Raw genomic sequence first — 15,727 nt, forward strand, 5'->3', positions numbered from 1 at the left:
GGAACATTGTGGCAGGCGGTATTTCCATTCACGCGGTCGATGTAGCGAGCGGGCGCCCGGCGCAGGGGCTGCGCGTCGAGATCTGGCGGATCGATCCGGATTCCCAGCGCATCGCCGAGGGGCGGCTCGGCGCCAACGGCGTGCTCGATCATGCCGTCGCGCAAGGCGCAGGTGTGACGGAGGGCGCGTACGAGGTGCTGTTTCATCTCGGCGAATTCTTTGGCGAGCGCGACGGCTTCCTCACCGTGACGCCGTTCCGCTTTCGCATCAAGAACGTTGACGAGCATTTTCATTTGCCGCTGAAATTTACGCGCTGGGGCTATTCGTTGTTCCGCGGCGCCTGATCAGTTGGTCAGCCGCCGCGACAGGCCGGTGACGCGCTCCATGACCGCGACCAGCGCGACGGTGGCGATGATCAGCACGCCCGACAACGCGGCGATGGTGACATCCAGCTTGCCTTCGAGATCCTGCCACATCCGGATCGGCAGCATATCGGTGGCGGCATCGCGCAGGAACAGCGAGACCGGCACGTTGTCGAAGGAGGACATGAAGGCAATGAAGGCGCCCGCGATGATGCCCGGCCGGATCAGCGGCAGCACGATGCGGCGAAAGGTGTAAAGCCGGCTCGCGCCGAGCACGGCCGAGCTTTCGAGCAGGGTCGGCTCGAGCTGGGCCAGGGCTGCGATTGTATTGCGCACGACATAGGGCACGCAGACCACGGTGTGGCCGATCACCAGCGTCAGCGGCGACACCGGCAGGCCCACCAGCGAGAACAGCATCAGGGCGGCGAGGCCGAAGGCGAGCGCCGGCAGCACCAGCGGCGACATGAACAGCGAATCGAGCAGCCGCGCCGACAGCGTCCGTGACCGCGAGATCGCAAGCGCCGCGGCGACGCCGAGCACGACGGACAGGCCGGTCGCCCACATCGCCACGATCAGGCTGTTCTTGGCGGCGAAGTGCAACTGCCAGGCATTCCACAGCTCGACGTACCAGCGCAGCGAATAACCCGGCGGCGGGAATCGCAGCGAGAAGCCGCTCGTGAAGGAGACGATCAGCACCACGAGCGAGGGGGCAATGATGATGAGAAGCGCGATCACCGCGATCACGCCCATGACGAGCTCGAAGCTGATCGCCTCGAGCGTGCGCTTGCGGCCGCTCATCATGCGCCTCCATAGCCGCGCGACATGCGGCCGAGCGTGGTGAAGACCGAGACGACTGCGAGCACGGCGAGCAGGAAGATGATCGAGATCGCGGCCGCGAACGGCCAGTTCTGCAGCGTCGAGGCCTGCTGGTAGAGATACATCGGCATGAACAGCATCTGCCCGCCGCCGATCAGCGACTGGGTGATGAAGGCGGTGATCGCGGCGGCATAGGTCAGCGTGCAGCCGGCGATGACGCCCGGCAGCGAGAGCGGCAGCACGATCCGGAAGAAAGTGCGCCAGCTTCCGGCGCCAAGCGAGCAGGAGGCATCGTCGAGATTGGGATCGATGCGGCTGAGCGCGGTGATCAGCGGCAGCGTCATCAAGGGCATCTGCACCTGTGCCAGCGCGATCACCACGCCGAACTGGGTGTAGAGCAGCTTGAGCGGGGTATCGATCAGGCCGAGCGATTGCAGCGTCGCGTTGATGATGCCCTGGCGACCCAGGATGACGATCCAGGCGAAGGTCCGGACCACGACACTGGTCAGAAGCGGCAGCAGCACGATCAGGATGATGACGGTCTGAAGCTTTGGCCCGACCCGCTGATACAGCCAGGCGATGGGAATGCCGAGCACCAGGCAGACGGCGGTCACCTCGGCCCCCAGCAGCAGCGTCGAGCCGAGCACGCCGAGGCTGAAGGGATCGGTGAGGAAGTGCAGGTACTGGCCGAGCCCCCAATGGAGCCCGGCCGTGTCGTTGTGCAGCGAGAGCCAGAACAATTGCAGCAGCGGCGCGACGAAGAAGATCAGGAAGAACAGCGCCAGCGGCGCTGCCAATCCCATTCCGTAGGACGTCACGTCCCGTGCTGCCGGCGCTGCGCCCATGGTCTAGATCTTGATCTCGCGGTTGAAGCGCTCGATCCAGGCCGAGCGCTGCTCGTTGATCTTCTTCCAGTCCTGGAACACGAACTTCTTCTTCAGTTCAGTCGTGTCCTTGGCCAGCACGCGTGCGATCTCGCCGCCCATCGCCACCTTGGAATTGGTCGGCACGATCAGGTAGGGCGGGTTCATCAGCGTGGTCTGCACCTCCGGCATCAGCGCCGCCTCGATCAGCTTGAAGGCGAGCTCGCGGTTCGGCGAGTTCTTGACGATGTGGATCGTGGTCTTGAAAGCGATGGCGCCTTCCTTCGGTGCCACGAACTCGACCGGCACGCCGCGCGCCTTGAGGATCTGGATGGCGTTGAAATTGCCGGGCGAGATGTCGATCTGGCCCTGCTGGAACAGGGTGGCGAGCGCGCCGGGATTGGCGGCGACCGCGGCGAGATTGGGCTTGAGCTCCTCCAGCGCCTTGAAGCCCGGATCGACGTTGGCCTCCGAGCCGCCGCGCATCTTGGCGATCTCGACCAGCCAGCCGGTGCCGAGCGTCGAGTTGAGGTTGGTGATGCCGACGCGGCCCTTGAACTCCGGCTTCCAGAGATCGGCCCATGACGTCGGCGGCGTTTTGACCGCTTCCGGATTGTAGGTGAGGCCGACAACCTGGAAGAACGGGGCGGGGCCCATCGGCTCCTGCGCCTCGGCGATCAGGTCCTTGTAATAGGCGCTCTTCTCGACCGGATAGGGCTCGACCAGATCCTGGCCGACGGCGACGAGGGCGGGGCCGGGATCGTGCAGCATGACGTCGATCGGCGGATTTGCTTTCGCCGCGTTGACCTTGGCGATCTGGTCGACCGAGAGCATGGGATCGAGCACCATCGCGGCGTCCGCGTTGGCCTTGCGGAACGCCGGCACCAGCACGGCCTTGTGCGCTTCCTCCCAGCTTCCGGTGAAGGTCGCAAACACCAGCGGGCGGGCCTGGGCGTAGCTCAGGCCTGGAAACGCCTTCATGGCCCCGAGCGTGAGCGCCGTGGTCAGCAGGCTTCTGCGATTCATGATCATATCAAACTCCCCTCTGGACAAAGACTAGATCTAAAGCGTTGCGGGAAAGGCGTTGGCGAGCGATGGGGCGAGCGGTGCGAGGCGCACCGCCGCGCCGTTCTCCAGGGCGCGCGTCTCGCCGATGCGGGCCTGAGAAACCTTGACGCCGGAGCCATCGGCCGTGGTGACCTCGTGCACGACGGTGGCGCCCAGCGGCAGCGACATGCCAACGACGCCGGCAAAGCCGGTCTCGTCGCCGACGAATTGCAGGTGCTCGGGGCGGATGCAGACGGTGACGCGGCCGCCCTCGCTGAGCGCACCGCCTGCGGGACGCGCGATGATCTCCGCGCCGGCATCGAGACGCACCTTCGCTGCCGTGCGGTCCGCTGAGACCACGATGCCGGGCATGCGGTTGGTGGAGCCGACGAAGGTGTTGACGAACAGCGTCTGCGGACGGTCGTAGACGTCCGATGGCGAGCCGAACTGCTCGAGCTTGCCATGGCTCAGCACGGCGACGCGATCGGCCATCGACAGCGCTTCTTCCTGGTCGTGCGTCACGATCAGCGTGGTGATGCCGGAGACGCGCTGCAGCCGCTTGACCTCAATCTGCATGTCCAGCCGCAAATTCTTGTCGAGCGCGGCGAAGGGCTCGTCGAGCAGCAGGATCGACGGCTTGATCGCGAGCGCGCGGGCGAGCGCAACGCGCTGCTGCTGGCCTCCGGAGAGCTGCCGCGGCAGCCGCTCGGCCATAGCAGGCAGTTGCACCAGCTCCAGCAGGCGCTGCGCTTCGCGCTGGCGCGTCGCCTTGTCGATGCCGCGGGCGGCGAGGCCGTAGGCGACGTTCTCGCTGATCGACAGGTGCGGGAACAGCGCGTAGTTCTGGAATACGATGCCGACGGCGCGCTTGTTCGGCGGCAGCGCATCGACGATGTCGTCGCCGATGATGATCCTCCCTTGCGTCTGCGCGATGAAGCCGGCGATGATGCGCAGCAGCGTTGTCTTGCCGCAGCCGGACGGGCCGAGCAGGGCGATGATCTCGCCGCCCTTGATGTCGAGATTGATGTTCTCGACCGCAAGCGCGCCACTCGGATACCGGTGGGTGACCGCGTCGACGACGAGCGATCGGCCGCTTGGCGCATCAACCATGGTGTTGCCTCCCGTTGCCCCAGAGGAGAAAGCAAGTCTTGTGCCCGCACCTGTCGCTTTTCGGCGAGCGTTTTGGCATGGTGACCCCATGACATCGGATCGATCGATATGCGACCTCACGGCGACAGAGCTTGCGCGCGCCATTGCGAGGGGCGAAGTGTCCTCCCGCCAGACCGTCGAAGCGCATCTGGCGCGGATTGCGAGCCTCGACAGTCGATTGGCGGCGTTCATGACGGTGGATGCGGACGGCGCCCGGCGCGCCGCGCAGATCTGCGATGCCGCCTCTGCGCCGATCGGTCCGCTGCACGGCGTGCCCATTGCGATCAAGGACCTCACCGACACTGCGGGACTTGCGACGACTTACGGATCCCTGCTGTTCGGCGATCACGTCCCGGCCGAGGATGATCTCGTCGTGGCGCGGCTTCGGCGCGCCGGCGCGATCATTCTGGGCAAAACCAACACGCCGGAGTTCGGCTTCGGCGCGGTCTGCACCAACAGATTGTGCGGGCCGACACGCAATCCGTTCGATCCGGCGCTGACCTCCGGCGGATCGTCCGGCGGCTCTGCCGTCGCGGTCGCATCCGGCATGGTGCCGCTGGCGCATGGCACCGATTTCGGCGGCTCGGTGCGCACGCCCGCCAGCTTCTGTGATGTCGCCTCGATCCGGCCGACACCCGGCCGTATTGCATCGCCGCGCCGGCCGCTCGGCTGGGACATGCTGTCGACCCACGGCTTCCTCGCCCGCGGTGTCGATGATCTCGAACTCGCGCTGTCGGTCTGCGCCGGGGGCGACGCGAATGATCCGCTCTCGCTCGGCAGTACCGATGATAATCGACCGATCCCCGACCGTGCCCGGATTGCTGTCACGCCTGATTTCGGTGTCGCGCCGGTTGCGCGGGAGGTCCGTACGCGCTTCGCGACGGCTTGCGAGGCGTTGGCGCGTGTTGCCGATATCGTGCGGTCCTCGCCGGATTGCGGCGGGGCGATCGAAGCCTTCCGCACGCTCCGCGCCGCGCACGTCGCGAGCAGCTATGGCGAGCTGCTGCGGACGCGGCGTGCGGAGCTCACGCCGACGGTGATCTGGAACATCGAAGCCGGCGCAAACCTGTCCGCACAGGACTACCTCGACGCCGAGCGGCGCCGCACCGCGATCTACCGCAGCTTTCGCGAGCTGTTCACCGCTGCCGATTTCCTGGTCGCGCCGGCCGCGTCCGTCTTGCCCTGGTCGAATGAGATCGCCGACGTCACGGCCATCGACGGGGCCGCGCTGGAGACGCCGATCGACTATCTCGCCGTGACCTTCATCGTGTCGCTGGTCGGCTTCCCGGTGCTGACCCTCCCGGTGCCGCGCGGGGAGAACGAGCGGCCCTTCGGCATGCAGATCATTGCGCCGCCCGGACGCGAATCCCCCTTGTTTGCCTTCGGCCGCGTGCTCGAGAACGAACTGGGTTTTTCGCATCGCCGGCCGCCTCTCTGATCAGCTGTCTCGATGCTCGAGCCGGGCGGCGAGCGCATCGGCAAGCCCGGTGGTCGGTTTGGCTGCGGGGCGGCGGAACGTGCCGGCAATGGCCTTGCGCAAACGCAGCGCGTGCAGCCCCTCGGCCTGCTTGACTGACGCTATGACCTGATCGACCACGGGGACGGGGATCCGGCCCGCGACGCGCTCGGCAAGGCCCGAGAGCGGGGCGCCGGCAAAGATCAGCACATCGGCCTCGTCCTCGACGACAGCGCGCCGGGCGAGCTCGACCAGCATGTCTTCCTTCTCAGTGCCGACCTCGGAGATCGCCTGAAACGGCGTATCCAGCATACGGATGCCGGCGCAGCGCTCCCACAGCCCGTGGGCACGGACGCATTCCTCGTACCAGGGCCCCAGCGCCTGCGCGAAGGTGACGATGGCGAAGCGGCGTCCGGCCATGCACGCGGTCAGCATCGCGGCTTCCGCCATGCCGACCACGGGAATGTCGAAGGTCTCGCGCGCGGCGAACAGGCCGGGATCGCCGAAGGCCGCGATGATCGCGGCATCGACCTTCTTGTGCTGCTCGGCCAGCATCTCCAGCGCGATGGCGCCGCCGATCTGCGCTTCGGTGCGCGTGGCGATGTAGGGCACGCCGCGGGTCGCGGTGCACGGGATCAGCTCGGTGCCTGCCGAGGCGGCACGCTGCCCCACCCCCAGCATCAGCTGCGTGACCTCGGTGCTGGTGTTTGGGTTGAGCAGGAGCAGCTTCATGATCACGCCGCCGGCCGCTTGGCCTGAGAGGCGGCGAGGACTTCCAGCAGCGCCGTACCGGTGCGCGCGACGTGCGCGCCGAGCAGGCGTCCGGCCGCCTCGCCGTCGCGCGCTTCGAGCGCGGCCAGGATGTCGGCGTGCTCGTCGACCGAATTGCTCCAGCGCCTGTCGGCGCCGAGCGCGAGATAACGCGCACGTTCGGCGCGCGAGATCAGCGTCTCGTGCGCCTCGCGCAGCGGCGTGTTGCGGGCCATGCGGACGATGGCGTTGTGGATCTCACCGTTGAGGGCGAAATAATCGTCGAGCTTGCCGCTGCGGTGATGACCCTCCATCCGGGTCTGCAGCGTGCGCAGGCGGGCGAGATCGCGCTCGGTGGCGCGCTCCGCGGCGAGCTCTGCGGCGAGCCGCTCGATGCCGGCGAGCGCCTCGAACAATTCCGAGATGCCGTCGACCGCGATGTCGGCAATGCGCGGACTGCGGTTGGGACGGAGCTCGATCAATCCTTCCGCCGCGAGCACCTTCATCGCCTCGCGCAAGGGGGGTGCGCGACACGCCGAGCTCCTTCGACAGCTTGGTCTCCTGAGTCTGCGAGCCCGGCGGCAGCTCGCCACGAATGATCATCGTCCGCATTCGCGCGGCGGCACGCTCATGCAGGCCCATCCGCTTGAGCTTGGGCGACTTACGCGCCGGGTTCGTTTCGGATTTTTGCTGCACGCGAGGCTTCCTGCTTGCAACTCATCCTAGCCACACCGAGCCGAACGCGATGCTCAAATAGGCGACGTATGTGGCGTAAAACAAATGCATATCGAACAAATTGTATGCAGTATGCAAATTGCGGGTTGCGCACGGCGCTGGGGATGCCGATGATCGTTTCGAGGGAGCGTTGATGCTCCCTGCGGCAACGGAGCGACTGTGATCGATGTCAGCCATGCGCAAGCGCCTCGGCATGATCACGCCGTCCTCCAACTCGGTGCTCGAGCCCGTCACCAGCGCCATGCTGGCGGGCACCCCCGGCGTCACCGCGCATTTCTCTCGCTTCCGCGTCACCCAGATCGCGCTCGATGCCGCCGCGCTGAGCCAGTTCGACGCATCCGTGATGCTTCCGGCCGCGGATCTGCTGGCCGATGCCAAGGTCGACGCGATCGCCTGGAATGGCACGTCCGCAAGCTGGCTCGGCATCGGCCGCGACCGCAGCCTGTGCGAGGCGATCGCGGCCCGCACGAATGTGCCGGCGACGACGTCGACGCTGGCCTGCATCGATGCGGCCCGCGCGCTCGGCGCGAGGCGCGTCGGCCTGGTCTCGCCCTATACCGACGACGTGCAGCGGCGCATTGCCGACGTCTGGGCCGAGGAGGGGATCGCCCCGCATGCCGAGCGGCATCTCGGCTTGCGTGACAACTTTTCCTTCGGCGAGGTCGCGCCGGCGACGATCGCAGGCATGATACGCGACGTGGCGGCGGAGGGGGCTGACGCGATCGTCATTCTCTGCACCAATCTCGATGGTGCGGCGCTTGCGGCCACGCTTGAGCGGGAGCTGGACATCGCCGTGCTCGATTCGGTCGCGGCCACATTGTGGCGGACCCTTGGTCTCGCCGGCGGCGATGTGACGGCGCTTGCGCAATTGGGACGGATCTTCCAGACAATGCCAAATATCAGGTGACGGAGACATCAGTGACGCAGCTCGACCTCGCCATCCGCGGCGGCACCATCGTGACGGCCAGCGACGAGTTTCGCGCCGATATCGGCATTCGCGACGGCCGCATCGTCAGCATCGCCGATAGCATCGAAGGCGCGGCCCGCGAGATCGATGCGACGGGCCTATTGGCGCTGCCGGGCGGCATCGACAGCCACGTCCACATCTCGCAGCCCTCGGGCCCCGACGTGGTGATGGCCGACGATTTTGCCTCGGCGACGCGCGCAGCCGCAGCCGGCGGCAACACCATGGTGCTGCCCTTCGCGCTGCAGGAGAAGGGCACCTCGCTGCGCAGCTGTGTCGAGAACTATCGCAAGCTCGCCGAAGGTGAGTGCTACATCGATACAGCCTTCCATCTCATCATCTCCGATCCGACTGCCGTGGTGCTGGGGCAGGAGCTGCCGGCGCTGGTCAAGGACGGCTACACCTCGTTCAAGGTGTTCATGACCTATGACGACCTCGTGCTCAGCGACAAGCAGCTGCTCGAAGTGTTCGAGGTCGCGCGCCGCGAGGAGGCGCTGGTCATGGTCCATTGCGAGGGCTACGACGCCATCCGTTTCCTGACCAGCAAGCTGGAGCGCGAAGGTCATATCGCGCCGTATTATCACGGCACCTCGCGGCCGCAGGCGGTCGAGCGCGAGGCGACGCACCGGGCCATCAGCCATGCCGAGGTGATCGGCGTTCCCATCATGATCGTGCACGTCTCCGGACGTGAGGCGATGGAGCAGGTACGCTGGGCCCAGCAGCGCGGTCTGCCCGTTCATGCCGAGACCTGCCCGCAATACATCACGCTGACGGCCGACGACATGAAAGGCCTCAACATGGACATCACCGGCGCGAAATATGTCTGCTCGCCGCCGCCGCGCGATGTCGAGAGCCAGGAGGCGATCTGGGAGGGCATTACGTCGGGCGTGTTCCAGACCTTCTCGTCCGATCACTGCCCGTTCCGCTACGACGATCCCAAGGGCAAGCTGACGCCGAACGCCCGCACCTCGTTCCGCTGGGTGCCGAACGGCATCCCCGGCGTCGAAACGCGGCTGCCGATCCTGTTCTCCGAAGGCGTCTCGAAGGGCCGCATCACCCTGCAGAAGTTCGTCGAGTTGACCGCGACCAACCACGCCCGCATCTATGGCCTCTATCCGCGCAAGGGCTCGATCGGCGTCGGTTTCGATGCCGACATCGTTCTTTGGGATCCCAAGTTGAAGAAGCTGATCCGGCAGGCCGATCTGCATCACGGCGCGGATTACACGCCCTGGGAAGGTTTCGAGGTCACGGGATGGCCGGTGACGACGATCGCCAGGGGACAGGTGGTCTGCAGCCAGGGCCGGATCGTCGGCACCAAAGGTGCAGGCCAGGTGCTGAGCCGGGGCAAATCGAGCCTGATCTGATCCGGCTCGACACGCCGCCATCACGCTTCAAAGCGGAACGGCTTTGGTTGAATCGATGGAAGCGGCTCGTTCACCTCTCCCGCTTGCGGGAGAGGTCGCGCCGAAGGCGCGGGTGAGGGCTTTCTCCTCTTGGGGATTGTCCCATTGCGGAAGCACCCTCTCCCCAACCCTCTCCCGCAAGCGGGAGAGGGAGTGCACCTCCCTCGTTGCAGCGATCAAGACTAGTCTCATAGCGCTTCAGAAGGTCGCGGCCATTGCAGCGAGCCTTTGATGCGCCCGCTCGCGGGCGGCATCGATCGGCGCTTGCGGTCCCGTGGTTGGACCGATCAGCACGAAGCGGACATTGCTGATCCCGATGAAGCGCAGGATTTCCCGCAAGTAGGGCGTTGCCATATCGATGCGGCCGCGGTTCATGCCGGTGGCAAAATCGCTGCCGCTGGCGATGATGACCAGTGTCGGCCGATCCTGCAGCAGCGGGAGATATCCCTGCGATGGATCGAACCGAAAGGTGAGGCCGGGCTGGACGATGATGTCGAACCACTGCTTGAGCTTGTAGGGAAGGCCGAAGTTCCACATCGGGGTCGAGATCAGCACCCGGTCGGCGAGCGAGAAGCGCAGCGCCATTCGCTCGGCCTCGGCGAAGCTCTGACGTTGCGCCTCGGTGAAGGCTTGAGCCTTCATGCGCGCGTATTTAGCTTCGACGATGGGACCCGCAAACTCCGGCATCCGCTCGCGCCAGATGTCCACGACATCGACGTCCCAATCCGGCCGGGCGTGACGGAAGCCGTCGAGAAAGACCCGCGCGCCGGCCGTCGAGACGGACTCGGCGCGCGGCGAGCAGGACAGGTGCAAGAGCTTTGCCACAGCTCATCCCAGCGCTCTGATCACGGCATCGGCCCTGGTCACGACCGCGACGTTCTGCATCGCGAAGTTGATCGAGGCGTTGTGCCAGTCGGCATTCATGGTCGAGCAGCAATCCTCGGGCACGATCATGAAGTAGCCCTTGTCAGCACCGGTCCGCGCCGTGTGCTCGATCGACATGTTGGTCCAGGCGCCGGTATTGATGATCATGTCGCGGCCGGTCGCTTTCAAGATCGTCTCCAGCCGCGTGCCTTCCCAGGCGCTCATCCGCATCTTCTCGACGACGAAATCGCCGGGCCGGGGCTCGAGGCCCGAAACCGGGGCCGCGCCCCAGCTCCCGCGCACCATCGCCTTGCTGTCGACGAGACCTTCGAACAGCGGAGCGTTCAGCGTGACGCCAGGTGCGCCGGGCTCGACCACGAACCAGACATGGATGATGGTGACGCCGCGGGCGCGTGCGGCTTCCGCCAGGCGCCGCACATTCTCCACGACATGCTGTTGCTTGGCGTGACCGGGCGCGCCGGACTCGGCGAAGGCGCCGCCGTCCATGATGACGTCGTTCTGGAGATCCTGAATGATCATGGCGCAGCGTTGCGGATCGAGCCGCATCTCGCCCTCGGTCAGAATAGGCGCGGCTGGCGATGAGCTCGGGCTTGTTCCGCCGCCAGCGCGCCTGCCGCTCATATAGGGCTCATGCCGCGGGCCGACCTTGGTCGGGATCGCATACACCGAATGGGTCGAGGTGAGATAGAGCGTGCGGAAATCCGGCCCGCCCCAGGCGAGGTTGGCGACGAGCTCGGGCACGCGGACCTTGCCGAGCAGTTCGCCGCGCGGCGAATAGACCCAGACCCCGCCGGGGGCGGTGACCCAGACATTGCCGTGCTGATCGCACTTCATGCCGTCGGGCAGACCGGGTTCGAGCTCGGATTTGATGCCGCTCGCAAACACGCGCGCATTGGACAGCGAGCCGTCGTTGTTGACTTCGAATACACGGATCAGGGCTTGCACCGTGTCGTTGACATAAAGCAGCTTCTCGTCCGGCGAGAAGGACAGGCCGTTCGGCTGGTCGAACAAATTGCGCTCGGCCACGAGCTTCGGCTCGCCGCCCGGCACGACGCGGTAGACGCCCTGGAAGCCGAGCTGGCGCGGCCGCTCGACGCCGTAGACCGGCATGCGGCCGTACCAGGGATCGGAGAAATAGATCGCGCCGGATGAGTGCACGCAGACGTCGTTCGGGCTGTTGAGCTCCTGTCCGCCGAAATGCGAGGCCAGCACCTCGCGCCGTCCGTCCGGGCGTTCGCGGATCAGCGACGAGGTCGCGTGCTCGCAGACGATCAAATTGAGCTCGGCGTCATAGGTCATGCCGTTGCATTTGTTCGACGGGCGTTTGACCTCGATGACGCCGCGCCGCGCATCCCAGCGCCGCCGCACGTCGGCCGGCATGTCCGAGAACAGCAGATAATGGTCGACCGGATGCCAGATGGGCCCTTCCGTGAAGTCGAAGCCGGTGCCGATCTGTGCGACCGGCGCATAGGGGTCGATCAGGGTCTCGAACTCGCTTCGCAACGTCACATGCGTCATTGGACGATCCTCGACCTCAAGCCGGGAACCAGTTGCGCTGGGGGAGCGACTGCACGATCGGGCCCGGGACCTGATCATGCAGCCGCCCCACGACGTTGCCGCCTTCGATCTTGGCGGGCCGGTCGTGGACCGGGAGCAGGTAGCGCGAATTGCTGAGCAGCTTCTTGATCGCCGCCTTTTCTGCGCGCTTGGTGGTGCCATGGTTGCCGGTGGTGCGCGGCTCCCAATCGTGGATCTCATGGAAAGGCGTGACGATCTGGTCGTTGAAGTCGTAGATCACGTCGCCGCAGATGGTGGCGATGCCATCGGCGGTGTGGACGATGATGTTCATCGAGCCCTCGGTGTGCGCGTTGGCGGCATCGCAATAGACGCCGGGCATCAGCTCGATCGGCCCGGTGATCTCGAGGTCCAGGAAGCGCAGCGCGCTCTTGGTGTGCAGCCTGTCGATCAGGTGCTTGATGTCGGGGGCCGGATATTGCGGATGCATCAGGCCGGAGACGGAATATTCGAGTTCCTTGCGGTTGAGCACGACAGTCGTGTTCATCGGGAACAGATCGTCCTTGCCGGCATGGTCGATGTGCAAATGGGTGTGGCAGACGAAGCGGACGTCGCCCATGCGCACGCCGTGGCGCGCGAGCTGGTTCTCGATCATGTTCTCGTGGTACTGGAGCCCCCGCATGCCCAGCGTCTCCATGATCTGGTTGGAGCGATAGCCGGTGTCGACGACAACAGGATATTTGCCGCCGAGGATCAGGAAGCCGAGAGTGAGGACGCGGCGGGTGCGGCCGCAGTCGCGGCCGAGCACCAGGAAGCTCGATTCCAGCTCGATATCGCCGTAGTCCAGGATCTTGATCTCCAGCGCCATTCGTTTCCCTCCCGTCTCGTTTCTTGTCTGTCAAAGCCGATAGACGCGCGTCGCGGTCGTCCGGAAGATCGCATCCTGCTGCTCCGCACTGAACGGGGCGGCAGCCGCGCGAAAGGCTGCGACGAGCTCGCGATAACTGGTCCATAATTTCTCGATCGGAAAATTGGAGCCGAACAGGCAGCGCTCGGCGCCGAAGATCGCGACGGTATCAGTGAGCACGGCGGCGATATGCGCGGGATCGTTGCGATGGATGAAGGTGCCGAGCCCGGACAGTTTCGAGACGACGTTCGGACAACTCGCGAGCCGGGCCATCCCGGCGCGCCAGGCCGCCCGTCCAGCCGGCGAGAGATCCTCGAGCATGCCGGCATGCTGGAGGATGAAGGTCACGCCGGGACAGGATTCGGCCAGCTGCGCAGCATCCGGCATCTGCGGCGTGAACACCTGCAAATCGAAGCTCCAGCCGTAATCGGAAAGACGTGCGACGTTGCGACGGATCGTCGGGTCGGTGCAGAGATCCGGACGCGCTGCGAAGCGATAGAGCGGGTTCTCGTGCCAATGCAGCTGCATGCGCACCCCGCGCACCAGCGGATAGCGCTTGAGGCGGTCGAGCTGCGGGCGGACGTCGTCGGCCGCGAAATTGGCGTAGGCGACGATGGCGTGCGGCCAGCCGTGTTCGTCGGCCGTGCGCTGCACCCAGGCAGCCTCCTCCTCGAAATGCTCGGGCGCCCAATTGGTCTGCACATAGACGGAACGAATGACGCCGCTGTCCTTGAGATCGTCGAGATATTCCTGGATCGGATAATCGCACCGGATTGGCTCGTACGGTCCGAAGATGCGGGACTGCATGGGGCCGGTCAGCCAGGGCAGGTCGGCCTGCCGCCAGATGTGATGATGGCCGTCGACAATATTGTTCACGCAGCTCTCCTTCCCAGTGCCAGGACGTGGGCGACGATCGATGCGCTCGACCCGCCGTCCACGAGATCGTCGACGAAGCGTTCGATCGCGACCAGCGCTTCTGTCTGCGGACGGAACGCGGGGCCTGTCGCGAGCGGCGTCAGCCAGCTCAGCCGCCACGCCCGCCGCGATAATTTCGCGACGGCGTCGCGAAGGGCGTCGGGCTCGCCGCGCTCGAGCCCGTCGGAGACGATGATCACAGCGGCGCCGCGGGCGTAGCCGCCGAACCTCGGGACCGCCAGAAACGCCTGCAGCGCGTCGCCGATCCGGGTGCCGCCGTCCCAGTCGCTGACCAGATGCGCCGCGGCGCTGAGCGCCTGCTCGCGCCGTTTCAGCCGCAGCGCGCGGGTGACACGGGTCAGCCGCGTGCCGAAGGTGAAGACCTCGACATTGGGCGCGGCCTGCACCAGCGCATGAGCAAGTTTCATATTCTCCTCGGTGCGGCTTTTCATCGAGCCGGAGACGTCGATCAGCAGCAGGACCTTCCGCGGGCGTCGCCGCCGCTTCATGTGACCGAGCCGCAGGATCTCGCCGTCGCTGCGGACAGAGTCGCGTAAAGTGCGGCGCAGGTCGGCGAAGGGGCCGCGGCGCGCCCGCATGCGGCGGTGGCCGCGCCGCCGCGGCAGGCGCCGCGGGGCCTCGCGTGCCAGCCGTCGGAGCGCATCGGTCGTGGAGAGCTGCGCGAAGCGGCGCTCGACCAGCGCCTCGGTGCGCGATGCAGTCAGGCCGGACTCGTTGGAATCGTCGGAGAGCAGGGGCTCCTCGTCGCCGCGACCTTCCTCCTGAAGGCGTACGGTCTCGTCGTCCTCGCCATTTTCGGCATGCTCGATCGCCTCGCTGCCGCGGAAATGCAAGTCGAACAGCCGATCGAAAGTGGCGCGACGTTCGGGCGGCGGGGCGAGGGTGGCGAGCGCAGATTGCCTGATGTCGTCGAGCTTGCGCGGTCCGAGCAGCGCGATCGCGGCGAGGAACGCAGTGGTCTGCTCCGGTGCAACGGCAAAGCCGTTGGCGCGCAGCAGCGCGACGAAGGAAACAAAGGTGCGGGCAGCGCGCGGGAGCTGTGGCTCGTTGCTCATGCGGTCGCCTCCGCGAGCATGGCGTCGAGCCGGGGCGCGATGAAGTGCAGGTCCTCTTCGTCCTTCAGCGCCACGCCGATCGAGCGCTTGAAGGCATCGGGCCAGCGTGCGCCGCCCTTGTTGAGGAGGGTCGCGGCCTCGGCCCAGTCGACGGCTTCGGCGATGCCGGGGGCCTTGCTCAGCGGTTCGCGCCGCAATCTCTCGACGGCCGCGACGACGGCGCGGGCCGTGGTTTCGGCGACGCTGGAGGCGCGCATCATGATGATGCGTGCCTCGCGCTCCGCCGTCGGATAATCGATCCAGTGATAGACGCAGCGGCGGCGCAAGGCCTCGTGCAGATCGCGGGTCCGGTTCGAGGTGAGCACGACGACCGGCCGCTCGGCCGCGCGGACCGTGCCACGCTCGGGAATCGAGATCTGGAAGTCGGATAGGAATTCGAGCAGGAAGGCCTCGAACTCCTGGTCGGCGCGGTCGATTTCGTCGATCAGGAGCACGGTGGAATCAGGTGCGCGCAGCGCCGCCAGCATCGGCCGCTCGATCAGGAACGTCTCGCCATAGATGTCGATGCTCTCATCGCCGGCCTGACGGATCGCAAGCATCTGGCGCGGGTAGTTCCACTCATAGAGCGCGGCAGAGGCGTCGATGCCCTCGTAGCATTGCAGGCGGATCAGGCGGCGGCCGAGCACCGCGGCGATAGCTTTGGCAGCCTCCGTCTTGCCGACGCCGGGCGCGCCTTCCAGTAGCAGTGGCTTACCGAGCGCGAGGCCGAGATAGGCGGCGGTCGCAAGGCCCTCGTCGGCGAGGTAATAGGCCGCGCGCAGCGCCTTCTCCAGCGCCTCCGGGCTGTCGATGCCGACGATGTTGCTGCGAACCGCCACGGCCGA

16 protein-coding genes and 1 pseudogene are annotated in these 15,727 nt (G+C 66.2%); 4 read left to right on the forward strand and 13 right to left on the reverse strand.

Features of this window, described 5'->3' with window-relative positions:
• Positions 1–8: 8 nt before the first annotated feature.
• Complete coding sequence (locus ACVWYQ_RS00320; RefSeq protein WP_275501149.1) at positions 9–344, forward strand: hydroxyisourate hydrolase; 336 nt, start codon at positions 9–11, stop codon at positions 342–344.
• On the opposite strand, the gene ACVWYQ_RS00325 is transcribed toward ACVWYQ_RS00320, so the two are convergent.
• From ACVWYQ_RS00325 to ACVWYQ_RS00340, 4 genes are read right to left on the reverse strand one after another with little or no spacing between them, the layout of a single operon-like run.
• Positions 345–1,160: an ABC transporter permease gene (locus tag ACVWYQ_RS00325; RefSeq protein ID WP_271540989.1), complete on the reverse strand. Its 816-nt coding sequence runs from the start codon at positions 1,158–1,160 to the stop codon at positions 345–347.
• Positions 1,160–2,023: an ABC transporter permease gene (locus ACVWYQ_RS00330; RefSeq protein WP_404541954.1), complete on the reverse strand. Its 864-nt coding sequence runs from the start codon at positions 2,021–2,023 to the stop codon at positions 1,160–1,162. The genes ACVWYQ_RS00325 and ACVWYQ_RS00330 overlap by 1 nt, the downstream gene beginning before the upstream one ends.
• Before the next feature lie 3 nt (positions 2,024–2,026).
• On the reverse strand, positions 2,027–3,073 hold the full coding sequence (locus ACVWYQ_RS00335) for an ABC transporter substrate-binding protein (protein WP_404541952.1): 1,047 nt from the start codon (positions 3,071–3,073) through the stop codon (positions 2,027–2,029).
• Positions 3,074–3,103: 30 nt separating this feature from the next.
• Positions 3,104–4,198 (reverse strand): ABC transporter ATP-binding protein, encoded by a 1,095-nt coding sequence (locus ACVWYQ_RS00340; protein ID WP_404541950.1) that lies wholly within the window; start codon positions 4,196–4,198, stop codon positions 3,104–3,106.
• A gap of 88 nt (positions 4,199–4,286) precedes the next feature.
• Between ACVWYQ_RS00340 and ACVWYQ_RS00345 the strand changes: the two genes are divergently transcribed.
• Positions 4,287–5,675: an amidase gene (locus tag ACVWYQ_RS00345; protein WP_404541948.1), complete on the forward strand. Its 1,389-nt coding sequence runs from the start codon at positions 4,287–4,289 to the stop codon at positions 5,673–5,675.
• Here the strand turns inward: ACVWYQ_RS00345 and ACVWYQ_RS00350 are convergent, their stop codons facing one another.
• From ACVWYQ_RS00350 to ACVWYQ_RS00360, 3 genes and pseudogenes are all read right to left on the reverse strand, one after another.
• Complete coding sequence (locus ACVWYQ_RS00350) at positions 5,676–6,425, reverse strand: aspartate/glutamate racemase family protein (RefSeq protein WP_404541946.1); 750 nt, start codon at positions 6,423–6,425, stop codon at positions 5,676–5,678. It abuts the gene before it with no gap.
• Between the two features lie 2 nt (positions 6,426–6,427).
• Positions 6,428–6,949 (reverse strand): GntR family transcriptional regulator, encoded by a 522-nt coding sequence (locus tag ACVWYQ_RS00355; RefSeq protein WP_456725336.1) that lies wholly within the window; start codon positions 6,947–6,949, stop codon positions 6,428–6,430.
• Between the two features lie 64 nt (positions 6,950–7,013).
• Positions 7,014–7,085, reverse strand: a pseudogene (locus tag ACVWYQ_RS00360) (GntR family transcriptional regulator); the annotation flags it as partial.
• A gap of 259 nt (positions 7,086–7,344) precedes the next feature.
• On the opposite strand from ACVWYQ_RS00360, the gene ACVWYQ_RS00365 reads away from it, so the two are divergent.
• Together ACVWYQ_RS00365 and hydA are read left to right on the forward strand one after the other, a co-directional pair.
• Positions 7,345–8,085 (forward strand): maleate cis-trans isomerase family protein, encoded by a 741-nt coding sequence (locus tag ACVWYQ_RS00365; protein WP_456725337.1) that lies wholly within the window; start codon positions 7,345–7,347, stop codon positions 8,083–8,085.
• Between the two features lie 11 nt (positions 8,086–8,096).
• Positions 8,097–9,506, forward strand: a complete 1,410-nt coding sequence (hydA, locus tag ACVWYQ_RS00370; RefSeq protein ID WP_404541941.1) for a dihydropyrimidinase — start codon at positions 8,097–8,099, stop codon at positions 9,504–9,506.
• A gap of 237 nt (positions 9,507–9,743) precedes the next feature.
• Here the strand turns inward: hydA and ACVWYQ_RS00375 are convergent, their stop codons facing one another.
• The 6 genes from ACVWYQ_RS00375 to ACVWYQ_RS00400 are packed head-to-tail and all read right to left on the reverse strand — an operon-like array spanning position 9,744 to position 15,721.
• On the reverse strand, positions 9,744–10,370 hold the full coding sequence (locus ACVWYQ_RS00375; protein ID WP_271540972.1) for an FMN-dependent NADH-azoreductase: 627 nt from the start codon (positions 10,368–10,370) through the stop codon (positions 9,744–9,746).
• Positions 10,371–10,373: 3 nt separating this feature from the next.
• Positions 10,374–11,948 (reverse strand): isochorismatase family protein, encoded by a 1,575-nt coding sequence (locus ACVWYQ_RS00380; protein ID WP_404541938.1) that lies wholly within the window; start codon positions 11,946–11,948, stop codon positions 10,374–10,376.
• Positions 11,949–11,964: 16 nt separating this feature from the next.
• Positions 11,965–12,813 (reverse strand): MBL fold metallo-hydrolase, encoded by an 849-nt coding sequence (locus ACVWYQ_RS00385; RefSeq protein ID WP_157282405.1) that lies wholly within the window; start codon positions 12,811–12,813, stop codon positions 11,965–11,967.
• Between the two features lie 30 nt (positions 12,814–12,843).
• A complete protein-coding gene (locus ACVWYQ_RS00390; RefSeq protein ID WP_404541935.1) occupies positions 12,844–13,728 on the reverse strand; it encodes an amidohydrolase family protein in 885 nt (294 codons plus the stop codon).
• Positions 13,725–14,843, reverse strand: coding sequence for a vWA domain-containing protein (locus ACVWYQ_RS00395; RefSeq protein ID WP_404541932.1), 1,119 nt, complete (start codon positions 14,841–14,843; stop codon positions 13,725–13,727). Before ACVWYQ_RS00395 ends, ACVWYQ_RS00390 begins: the two co-directional genes overlap by 4 nt.
• Entirely contained in the window at positions 14,840–15,721 is an 882-nt protein-coding gene (locus tag ACVWYQ_RS00400) for an AAA family ATPase (RefSeq protein ID WP_271540785.1), read from the reverse strand. The genes ACVWYQ_RS00395 and ACVWYQ_RS00400 overlap by 4 nt, the downstream gene beginning before the upstream one ends.
• Positions 15,722–15,727: the final 6 nt, after the last annotated feature.

The organism is Bradyrhizobium sp. USDA 3397, assembly GCF_054060965.1.

Bases quoted from the DNA above. Each gene is read 5' to 3' on its own strand.
- ACVWYQ_RS00380 (WP_404541938.1), bottom strand. From the start codon at position 11,948: ATGACGCATGTGACGTTGCGAAGCGAGTTCGAGACCCTGATCGACCCC.
- ACVWYQ_RS00395 (WP_404541932.1), bottom strand. From the start codon at position 14,843: ATGAGCAACGAGCCACAGCTCCCGCGCGCTGCCCGCACCTTTGTTTCC.
- ACVWYQ_RS00335 (WP_404541952.1), bottom strand. From the start codon at position 3,073: ATGATCATGAATCGCAGAAGCCTGCTGACCACGGCGCTCACGCTCGGG.
- ACVWYQ_RS00330 (WP_404541954.1), bottom strand. From the start codon at position 2,023: ATGGGCGCAGCGCCGGCAGCACGGGACGTGACGTCCTACGGAATGGGA.
- ACVWYQ_RS00385 (WP_157282405.1), bottom strand. From the start codon at position 12,813: ATGGCGCTGGAGATCAAGATCCTGGACTACGGCGATATCGAGCTGGAA.
- ACVWYQ_RS00355 (WP_456725336.1), bottom strand. From the start codon at position 6,949: ATGAAGGTGCTCGCGGCGGAAGGATTGATCGAGCTCCGTCCCAACCGC.
- ACVWYQ_RS00340 (WP_404541950.1), bottom strand. From the start codon at position 4,198: ATGGTTGATGCGCCAAGCGGCCGATCGCTCGTCGTCGACGCGGTCACC.
- ACVWYQ_RS00365 (WP_456725337.1), top strand. From the start codon at position 7,345: ATGTCAGCCATGCGCAAGCGCCTCGGCATGATCACGCCGTCCTCCAAC.
- ACVWYQ_RS00345 (WP_404541948.1), top strand. From the start codon at position 4,287: ATGACATCGGATCGATCGATATGCGACCTCACGGCGACAGAGCTTGCG.
- ACVWYQ_RS00350 (WP_404541946.1), bottom strand. From the start codon at position 6,425: ATGAAGCTGCTCCTGCTCAACCCAAACACCAGCACCGAGGTCACGCAG.
- ACVWYQ_RS00325 (WP_271540989.1), bottom strand. From the start codon at position 1,160: ATGAGCGGCCGCAAGCGCACGCTCGAGGCGATCAGCTTCGAGCTCGTC.